General features: G+C 58.5%; 6 protein-coding genes and 2 pseudogenes. 3 read left to right on the forward strand and 5 right to left on the reverse strand.

Annotation, left to right across the window (positions count from 1 at the left end):
* A pseudogene (locus tag CFB82_RS40300) lies at positions 1–318 on the reverse strand (hypothetical protein); the annotation flags it as partial.
* 82 nt (positions 319–400) lie between these two features.
* A complete protein-coding gene (locus CFB82_RS40305) occupies positions 401–1,783 on the reverse strand; it encodes a replication initiation protein (protein ID WP_089487795.1) in 1,383 nt (460 codons plus the stop codon).
* Positions 1,784–2,595: 812 nt separating this feature from the next.
* On the opposite strand from CFB82_RS40305, the gene CFB82_RS40310 reads away from it, so the two are divergent.
* Positions 2,596–3,804, forward strand: coding sequence for a ParA family protein (locus CFB82_RS40310; RefSeq protein WP_089487796.1), 1,209 nt, complete (start codon positions 2,596–2,598; stop codon positions 3,802–3,804).
* The gene (locus CFB82_RS40315; protein ID WP_089487797.1) at positions 3,801–4,769 is read left to right on the forward strand and encodes a ParB/RepB/Spo0J family partition protein; all 969 of its coding nucleotides are present in this window, start codon (positions 3,801–3,803) and stop codon (positions 4,767–4,769) included. Before CFB82_RS40310 ends, CFB82_RS40315 begins: the two co-directional genes overlap by 4 nt.
* Before the next feature lie 1,173 nt (positions 4,770–5,942).
* On the opposite strand, the gene tnpC is transcribed toward CFB82_RS40315, so the two are convergent.
* Genes tnpC through CFB82_RS44355 form a run of 3 tightly spaced genes read right to left on the reverse strand, consistent with a single transcriptional unit; the run spans position 5,943 to position 8,338 of the window.
* Positions 5,943–7,535 (reverse strand): IS66 family transposase, encoded by a 1,593-nt coding sequence (gene tnpC / locus CFB82_RS40320; RefSeq protein WP_089487798.1) that lies wholly within the window; start codon positions 7,533–7,535, stop codon positions 5,943–5,945.
* A 39-nt stretch (positions 7,536–7,574) separates the two neighbouring features.
* Complete coding sequence (gene tnpB / locus CFB82_RS40325) at positions 7,575–7,919, reverse strand: IS66 family insertion sequence element accessory protein TnpB (protein ID WP_027813734.1); 345 nt, start codon at positions 7,917–7,919, stop codon at positions 7,575–7,577.
* Positions 7,916–8,338 (reverse strand): transposase, encoded by a 423-nt coding sequence (locus CFB82_RS44355; protein ID WP_072445483.1) that lies wholly within the window; start codon positions 8,336–8,338, stop codon positions 7,916–7,918. Before CFB82_RS44355 ends, tnpB begins: the two co-directional genes overlap by 4 nt.
* 157 nt (positions 8,339–8,495) lie before the next feature.
* On the opposite strand from CFB82_RS44355, the pseudogene CFB82_RS44725 reads away from it, so the two are divergent.
* Positions 8,496–9,313 (forward strand): annotated as a pseudogene (locus CFB82_RS44725) (DDE-type integrase/transposase/recombinase); the annotation flags it as partial.

A 9,313-nucleotide genomic window follows, 5' to 3' on the forward strand; every position in this document is an offset into this window, starting at 1 on the left:
CAGCCGCCAGTACTCTTCCATGAAGCCGGTGATCTGACGCATCGCCCAACGAAACAACCGGTAAAACGTATAGATCAGCTCGATGTAGGCGTTCGTGTAGGTTGGGGCACGCCCGGACACACCCGGCCCATACGGCTGGGTGTTGATGAACAGCGCCTTCAGGTCGCCCTCCGGGCAGTAGAGGCTGAGCTGGCCTCGCCGCTTCAGGCTCTGATTGTAGGCGCGGGCGTTCGCGACCCGATACGTCGGTTTCGGGCGTTTGCGCGGCGCTCCGGATTTCAGGCTGGCTTTGTATGGCAATGAACGTTCACGAGGCATAGATCAATTGCCCTTTCTACTCGACCTCACGCTGCCGCGCAACCACCCCCTTCCGAACAAAGCCCCTCTCCGGCACGACCACTCATGCCACTTTTGTTCTAGCTGCCTTCGTTTGCATGAAAACATAGAGGGAAAACGCCGTTCGCAGGGCCTCATGGTCCGACAGTGACGCATCGTTCATGTCAGCCATCGGATCGATACTAAGGCGGCGCATCGTCAATTTCGCGGCCGGCGAGCGCTTGTAATTCCGACGCCACTCATCTCTTTGCTCGTGTGCAGCTTCCTCGTAGGCTTCCCATCCCTGCCGCACCTCGTCGCCCATCCGCTCTTGTGCGCTCACTTCCTGCGCGGCGGCCTGCAACGCCATCCTGTTTTGTGCTTGAGCCTTTGCTTCGGTCTCTTGCTGTTCCCGTTCGATGAGGGATTGCTGGACCTGGACCATCTCCCGCTCTGCGTCGGATACAGTCCAACCCTCTTTGAGAGCCTTCATGAAAAAGCCGGCCGGGCTTTTCGTCACCTTGCCCATTTTCAGACTGAAACGGGTACGGTCGATTGCTTGCTCCAGCCGTTCATCGGTGTAGCTATCCCGATCACCCACAATCTGATTGAACTGCGCGGTCGACAAACCAAATTCCTGTTTCAGGGTCTGGTAGATCACCTTGGCTTGTTCGTGCGTATGCAACACTCGCTCCGCAAGGTCCTTGCGTGCAATTCGGAATCGCAGACTGCCGATTTTGCGCGAGCCCGGCAAATTCCGCGTTTCATATGAAAGGGCGATGTCCGAGACCTCGTTGATCTGCTGCACTGCCGGCTCAAGCCAATCGCGCTTGAAGTACTTGAACACCTGCGCGTTTGCGCCCATCTCACCCTGCCATCCTCGGAGTTCGTCAAGCGTGATCCATTCAGTCAATCCCTCGTCCGCGTGCGGAAGCAGATGGTCGTACATCACGCGGGCATAGGACAGGGTGAACATCGAAGTAATCCGGAGGCTTAGCCAGTGCGACTTACCTTTCCCGCGGATGATTCCAATCAGGTCTGGTGGGACACGAAACTGGAAGCGGCCACCCTGGTAGGAGATCCGACCGATCAGTTGTGTTGACCCGAAGGGACGTTCACCATCCGCCTCGACCGGCGCCGTCGCCTGAATGAGAGCCTTTTGCGCTTCAGTGATTACCTGCTCGAGATGGGTGTTGTTACGGCTGGAGTAACGCATCAGCCATTTGAAATACTCGAGTTCCACGTCGTAAAGGTCGCGGGGCCGGTCGTCGTAGGCGACAATGAAATAGGCGGCATCAATCAAGCGTCGCGCGGCCACGCCAAGGTCGACAATCCGAATGAGCACGTTGTTGCGCGAAAAGCCAATGTCTGACCGGGCGCTGTCGACCGGCAGCCCTTCTGACGACGCGTCATCAAACAGTGCCAGCGCTAACTGCTGGGACGTTGCCATCTGCCCTCTTTCTGCCATACCGTCCACCGCCCTCGACCTACATTCGTCATATTGGACCGTAAGGTACTGGGCTCAAAGTGAACTGTCAACACACCGGACCTCACCTTAATAGAGAGCAGTCACATATCACCTCACCTTCTTGCCCATTTGCCTCACCCTCGTGCCCAAAAACCTCACCTTTGCCGCCAATTCCTCTCACCATTCTGTGGATTTTTCCTCACCATGCATCTCAATCCACAGCGCCTTGAACACACAACGTCTCACCTTGCTGCTGGAAGTCATTGATTTATAAAGATAGTGTCTGATCTGTTAGTGGTTGGTTAGTTTTCTTTTTTACAACAACTGACAAACCGGAAACCCAGAGATTCCGAGCGGACCAGTAGCGCCCTGCCGTGTTAAGCGATCGACTCTAGTTCCAGGATGCTTCTGCGACATTGAATCCCTCGCGATCCGGGAGCCTGTAGGTAGGATTTGATGGTGAAGTGGATTGTGAAATCATCTTGTCGCTGAAGGATCGGCGCCCGCACGGCTACTTAAAGGTGAGGTCTTTTGTGGTCTCGTCCACTAGGTTCGTGGTCGCATGTTGCTTGGGATTCACACAATTCATCTCACCTTAACGCCATTTCCCGACTCGGTAGACCACAAAGAGGCGGAAATTGCCCGAAATAGCCGAGGATTTTCACAGAAACTTGGATGATGATACGAATTTCATAGCCATTCTTCGGTCAGACGGGTACTCTACGGTTTATGACGAAAAACTGCAGAACCGTAGAAATTTACATCGGGTGTGGAAAAGACACCTCACCGTTGAATTCGAGAGGAAGCGTCCAATGAAAATGAGTGAGTTGCCGGCTGTTGAGCGGCAGGTGAAGCTATCTCAGCTCGGCGAGTTCGCAAAGCGATTGTCAGTGATGACCGATGAGCTTCGCGAGGACATCCTGGCTCCGCGCCCGCGAAAGAATCCACCGGTTTTTACGATCGGGGAGCTGAGCGAGATGTGCGGGCTCGATCGGCAGAAGATCAACTACATGGCGACGAAGGATGGTGGCGAATTGCCGCCTGGCGAAGCGCACGGATCGGGTCGAGCTCGCATCTTCACTCTTGCAGAAGCACGGACGTGGGTGCAGAAGGCTTCCAACATTTATCAGACCGCGCTGGTCACCGGCCAGGGCAACCATCGCGGCCGTGTGTTGATCACTGCGAACTTCAAGGGTGGCTCAACGAAAACAACAATCACAATGTGTGAGGCGCAAGCACTCAGCTTGCGCGGCCGGCGTGTTCTCGTCATCGATCTGGATCCACAAGCCTCCCTTTCGGAGCTGTGCGGACTCTACGCTGAGAAGGATGTGACGTGGGAGGACACAGTGCTCCCCTTCATCTATGACCCGAGCATCGAAGGTGGACTGGCGTCGAAAGTCCAGTCGACATACTGGGATGGCGTCGACGTCATTCCAGCTCACAATTATCTCCATGATGCGGAATTCCACCTGCCCACGGCTCAGAAGGAAAATCCGGAATACGAATTCTGGTCGGTATTGCGTCGAGGCATTGAGCCACTCCGTGCAGAGTACGACTACATCATTCTCGATACTGCGCCTTCATTGTCGTATTTGACGCTGAATGGTCTGATGGCGGCGGATGCAATGGTTATGCCGTTGGTACCGGAGAGCCTCGACTTCATCTCATCGGTTTCGTTCTGGTCGCTGTTTTCGGAAATCGCCGCGGGCTTCGTCGAGCATGAGCTCGACAAGACCTATGACTTCATTTCGGTTCTGCTTTCGAAGGTTGACTACGGCACGATGTCGTCAGCACCGGCCGTGCGCGTCTGGGCTCAGCGTGCTTACGGCGATTGGCTGTCGGCGACGGAGATTCCGGCGAGCTCGGTAATGAGCAACGGGGCGCTGGCCCTCTCCACGGTCTTCGACCTATCGCGTTCAGACGGGGTTGCCAAAACCTTAGCTCGCGTAAAGCAACCTTTGATGGACCACTGCAAGTGGATTGATGACCAATCCGTGGCACGCTGGAGGGCCGAGGCATGAGCAAGTTTCGTGAGCGAATGATGAGTAAAACGGCGGGATTGAGTGCCGCCAAAGATATTGAGCTCGAGACGCAGCCGGCGAGGCCGAGCGTTCCGCGAACGGCTCCGGGTATGACGGTAGCGCTCGCCAATGCGCAGGCGCGAATCCTGGCACTTGAGAAGAGCGCGAGCTCACGGGGATTGCACATTGGCGAAATGATCCCAAACCCGTGGCAACCGCGCCGAGTTTTCAATGAGGTGAAGCTGACGGAGCTCGCGGAATCGATCCGGGAGATCGGTTTAATTGAGCCGATTGTCGTTCGCCAGGTTGAGTCTGGTTACCAAATCGTCGCAGGCGAGCGGCGTTGGCGCGCGCACAAGATGATCGGGAAGGAGTTGATCAAGGCTGAAATTATCGACATCTCCGATCAGGATATGGCGTTGCTTGCGTTGGCTGAGAACGTAGTCCGTGAAGACTTGGCCGACTACGAGATCGCTCGCTCAATCCGAGAAACAGAAAAGGAGTTTCCGAATCGCAAGCGGATGGCGGAGGCGCTGGGAATATCCCGATCTGAGCTCTATCGCTTCCTGTCGTTCGCTGACTTGCCGGATTTCGTGGTTCGGGATCTGGATATCCAGCCGCGGCTGCTTGGGGCAACTGCGGCGGAACAGATCGTCGGAGTGTTGCGGAATAAGGAAGAGCGCGCATTCGACATCGCGAGAGATCTTTGGTCTCAAGTTGTGGCCGGAGATCTCGACCAGACAAAGATTGCTAAGGCGATCAAGGATGCGATCGAAAGTGACGGCAACTCGAGTTCGGTTAGCGACAGGAAGATTGAAAAGATATTCGCTGGTAGATACCAAGCAGGATCGATTACCAAGGACGCCGGAAGCTTCACTGTAAAGATCAAGACAGGGATGCTGAGCGAGGAGAAGGAACAGCAGATTCGAGCTCTGATCTCGCAGCTGTTTGCGCCAACGGAGTGATGTTTTTATTTGCGAAAGGAGCCCGCTTGCTGCGGGCTTTTTTTGTCCCAACTTGGGACACGCATGACGTGCCTCTCTGTGTGGAGGCAATGCGGGAGTGAAATCGGATGATGTGTCCCAACTTGGGACACTCGCCAGCATTGCTATTGACTTGATCTCGATTCTGGGGCGCCCGCCCGAATCTCGTCGCTCCCGGTTCACCAGTTAAGCACTCGAACAGAGCCGTGATCTCGGACATTCCGAGATCCGGAAGAAATCCCGTCAAATAGCGGATCTTCAGGCGCAGTTGGCCAGCCCTCGTGAGCCGACCATCCACAATTCGTACACTCGAAAGCACATCCTCTAACCCCTTATCTAGCGTGAAGTAGCGGACCGCTAGCCGATCACCGGCCTGCTGGGTCCAATAAACTTCTTCGCGCTATCGCGACCGTATAGGCATGCAAGGGAAAGCCCAAAGATTGGGTCGTCTGGTGTAAGCAGGAATCTTGAAACCAGATCCGCCGGCCTCGTCTCTACTGCAGGCCCCCCACTTTGGCGACCTTTGCTTTTACTGGGCGGCCAGCTTAGGGGTAAAAAGCAGCTCTGTCATCCCACTGGCTCTCTTTCATGCATGCGAGAAATTTGACGAAGTCCATCCGAAACCGGCTAAGGTATTGCGAATCGATTTGCGCCTTCAAAAAGGACTTTCCCCTTCTCAGGGCACGCTAACGCTGCCGGTTCGTCGATCCCCTCTTCTCGCCCTTTTTCCCCTCCCATAATGGAAAGAAGCGGGTGAGCACGTGCTGCAGTAGATCGAGTGAGCGCAGCTTCTCGAAAGCGCTTAGCTTCTGCGCATCCGGCGGGACCCCGCCGCGAATTGACTCCTTTATGAATGAGAGGACGTTGCGGTCGAGGGGAAAGAGGGTTTCGGTTGGGGGGGCGTAGAGCACGACGGACGCTGAATAGTGGCAACTCTGGGGGCAGCCACCGCGGTGACCCAGAAAGAGAGAGATTTTGAGACATTATTCTTTTAGTGGCCGTCCATCTTAGGGGTAAGCGGCTCGGCGCGACCAGTTCCATATTCGCGCGCGCATGGGGCATGATGTGAGAGCTTGGGGAGTTCCGTGAGGATCACGTGAGATCGTGCCCACGATCGTGGATCATGGGCACGATCTATCTGGATCTATGAAGCAGTCAGGCAGTGCCATGCGAGCTGACCGACGTCAGCTTGTCGACCACATTCCAAGGCAGCAGTTCGTCGACGCGGGTGATGACGTGATCAGCGATGTGGGTCAAGACGTATTCCAGATAGGCGCGCGGGTTGATGCCATTGAGTTTGCACGTCCCAATCAAGCTGTACATCGCGGCGGCCCGCTCACCCCCGCTGTCGGAACCAGCGAACAGGAAGTTCTTTCTCCCGAGGCTCACGCAACGCAGGGCGTTTTCTGCCAACGCGTTGCTGATCTCGGCTTGCCCATCCTCGCAGAACAGCGTCAGCGCAGTCCAGTGATTCAGCGAGTACTGGATCGCGCCGGCCAGCTCCGACTTGCGCGACAGCGTCGCGAGCTTGGCCCGGATTCTCGTTTCGAAGGCGTCCAGCAGCGGCTTGCTTTTCTCACGCCGCACGCGCTGCCGTTCATCGGGCGGCTTGCCGCGGATGTCGGTTTCAATGCCGTAGAACTCGCCGATCATCTCGAGCAGTTTCTGGGTCTCGTCCGTCGGTGTGCTCGCGTGGATCTCGTAGTACTTTCTCCGCGCGTGGTCCCAACAAGCAGCCTCGCGGATCTTGCCACTTACGTACAACTCGTCGAAGCCGCCGTAGGCATCGGCTTGCAGGATGCCTTCGAATCCGGCGAGATGCGTCTGAGGATGGATGCCTTTGCGATCGCACGAGTACGCGAACCACACCGCAGCCGGCTCCGTCGAGCCCGAACGGCTGTCGTCGCGCACGTACACCCAGAGTCGCCCGGTCTTCGTCTTCTTGTTGCCTGGCGCGAGCACGGGGATCGGCGTGTCGTCCGCGTGCAACTTCGTGCCCGCCATCGTATACCGGCGCAGCGCGTCGGTCAGCGGGCGGCAGAGCGCCTCACACTGTCCGACCCAGCGACCCATGCTGGCGCGGTCAAGCGTCACCCCGTCGCGCGCCGCAATTTCCGATTGTCGGTACAGCGGCGCATGATCTGCGTACTTCGACACCAGAATGTCGGCAAGCAAGCTCGGATGCGCGATACTGCGCTCGATCGGCAGTCCCGGCATCGGTGGCTGCGCGATGTGGCCGCAGGCCGGACAGACCGTCTTGTGCCGGATCGTGCGGATCACCTTGAACATCGCCGCAACACGGGCGAGCTGTTCCGAGACGTCCTCGCCGAGGCACTGCATAGCACCTTCACACTTGGGGCAGATCGAATCCGGTTTGAGCACGCGATCTTCTCGCGTAAGGTGTGGTGGCAGCGGCTCACGTACGGCCGGATCGCTGCTAGTCGTGGACCTTTCTCGTCGGACCTTTGTGTGCTGAACGTCGGCGACACCGCTGCCTGCGGCCAGATCCTCAAGCCGGAGCTCAAGCTTCTCGATCTCTCGGGCAAGTTGTTCCGACTTGCGGCCGAAGTGCATTCGCTTGAGCTTGTCGATCAGGAGCTTCAACCGTGTGATCTCGAGATCGCTTGCGGCGATGTCGCGGCGCAGCTGTTCGATCTCGAGTTCCCGTTCGATGGCCGACGCGCGAGCCTCAGCCAGCATGGCCTTCAGTGCAGCGACATCGTCAGGCAGATCGTCGAGATTCGGCATGTGCCGGAGTTTACGAGCCTCCCGAGCGGTTTACAACACCTACAGCATCGACAGAGGTGCCGTACGGCGGGGCTGCCGCCAATCGATGCCTTCGAGAAGCATCGACAACTGCGCGACCGTGAGCGAGATCTTGCCGCCATCGGCTTGCGGCCAGATGAAGCGGCCGCGTTCCAATCGCTTCGACAGCAGCCAGAGCCCGTCGTCGGTGGCCCAAAGCAGCTTCACGAGATCGCCTCGACGTCCGCGGAAGATGAACACATGGCCGCACAACGGATTCTCCTCGAGCGTCGCCTGTACCTTCGTGGCAAGCCCCTGGAAGCCGCAGCGCATGTCCGTGACGCCCGCAGCAAGCCAGATGCGGGTGCCGGCCGGCAATGTGATCACTTCAGGCATTCCTGCAGGAACGCTTCGGCCCGCTCAGCAGACAGGCCGCGAATCTTCACGCGCCGCTTGCCGATCTCCACCTCGATCTCGCACACGGGCGTCGGCGTCGGTACGCCGCTTGTCACCTTCGACGTCGCGTTTCCCGTAGGCTGCGGCGCTGGCAGCATCAACACCGAATCGATCACGTCAACGCTCAGCAACTCCGTGCCTGTCATGGCCGACGGCGCAGCTTCGAGTCCCGGCAGTTCCAGCTTGCCTTCCCGATATTGCTTGCGCCACCCGAACACGACGTTGGCGTTGATGTCGTGCCGCCGCGCGACGATCGACACCGACATGCCTGGTTCCAACGTTTCCCTGATCACTTGCTGTTTGAATTCCCGCGCATACGTGCGATGGGCCGGGCGCGCTGCATTCGGCATAGCTGACCGTCTCCGTCAATCTAAACGCGACTATCATGCGCCAGCAAAATCAGCATCGGGAAACGGTCGGGCCGAGTCGCTTACCACAGTCTGCCCACTGCCGCCGGCCCGGCATCCGGCGTTTCATGACGTCTCCTTCAACTTCAACGGAGACTTCATGCACGACATCGATCCCATGGCCCTGTTCCGGCTGTCCGTGCTCGGCCCCATCGTGAGCCGCGAGCGGCTCGAACGCGGCGAGCTGCTGCAGCTGCTGCGTCAGCTCGCCCGTCAGGAGTACGCGATCCCCGGCACACGCCGGCGCCATATCAGCGAGCGCACCTTGCAGACGTGGTACTACGCCTGGCGTCGCGACGGCGTCTCAGGCCTGGCCAGCCGGCCCCGGGCCGACACCGGCCGCTCGAAGCTGCCCGAGTCCGTACAGGCCGCCGTGCTGGCCGCCAAACGCGAGAACCCGCAACGCTCTGTACGCCAGATCCGCTGCTGCTCGAAGCCGCCGGCGTCGTGGCGCGCGGTACGCTCTCGCGCTGCGCCGTACACCGCCTGCTCAAGGCAAACGGTCTTTCTCATATCACCGGCCCCGCCGTCGTGCGCGACGAGAAGCGCAGCTTCGTGGCCGAGTATGCCGGCTCCATCTGGTATGGCGATGTGATGCATGGTCCGACGTTCTCGTTCGGCGGGGCGCGCCGCAAGACCTATCTCGTCTCGCTCATGGATGACGCCTCCCGCCTGGTCGCGCACAGTGCGTTTTGCCTTTCCGAGACGGCCCTGGAGATTGAGGGCGTGCTCAAGCAAGCCCTGCTGCGCCGGGGCATCCCGCGCATGATCGTCGTCGACAACGGCGCGGCCTATCGCGCCGCGACCCTGCAGACCATCTGCGCGGACCTCGGCATCCGGCTCGTGCACTGCCAGCCGTACCAACCCACGAGCAAGGGTAAGCTCGAGCGCTGGCACCGTACCGTGCGCGATCAGTTC

This window comes from Burkholderia sp. HI2714, assembly GCF_002223085.1.
GTDB lineage: Bacteria > Pseudomonadota > Gammaproteobacteria > Burkholderiales > Burkholderiaceae > Burkholderia > Burkholderia lata_D.

Coding starts and splice junctions, on each gene's coding strand:
- tnpC (WP_089487798.1), bottom strand. CDS start 7,535: ATGCCGAATCTCGACGATCTGCCTGACGATGTCGCTGCACTGAAGGCC.
- CFB82_RS40315 (WP_089487797.1), top strand. CDS start 3,801: ATGAGCAAGTTTCGTGAGCGAATGATGAGTAAAACGGCGGGATTGAGT.
- CFB82_RS40305 (WP_089487795.1), bottom strand. CDS start 1,783: ATGGCAGAAAGAGGGCAGATGGCAACGTCCCAGCAGTTAGCGCTGGCA.
- CFB82_RS40310 (WP_089487796.1), top strand. CDS start 2,596: ATGAAAATGAGTGAGTTGCCGGCTGTTGAGCGGCAGGTGAAGCTATCT.
- CFB82_RS44355 (WP_072445483.1), bottom strand. CDS start 8,338: ATGCCGAATGCAGCGCGCCCGGCCCATCGCACGTATGCGCGGGAATTC.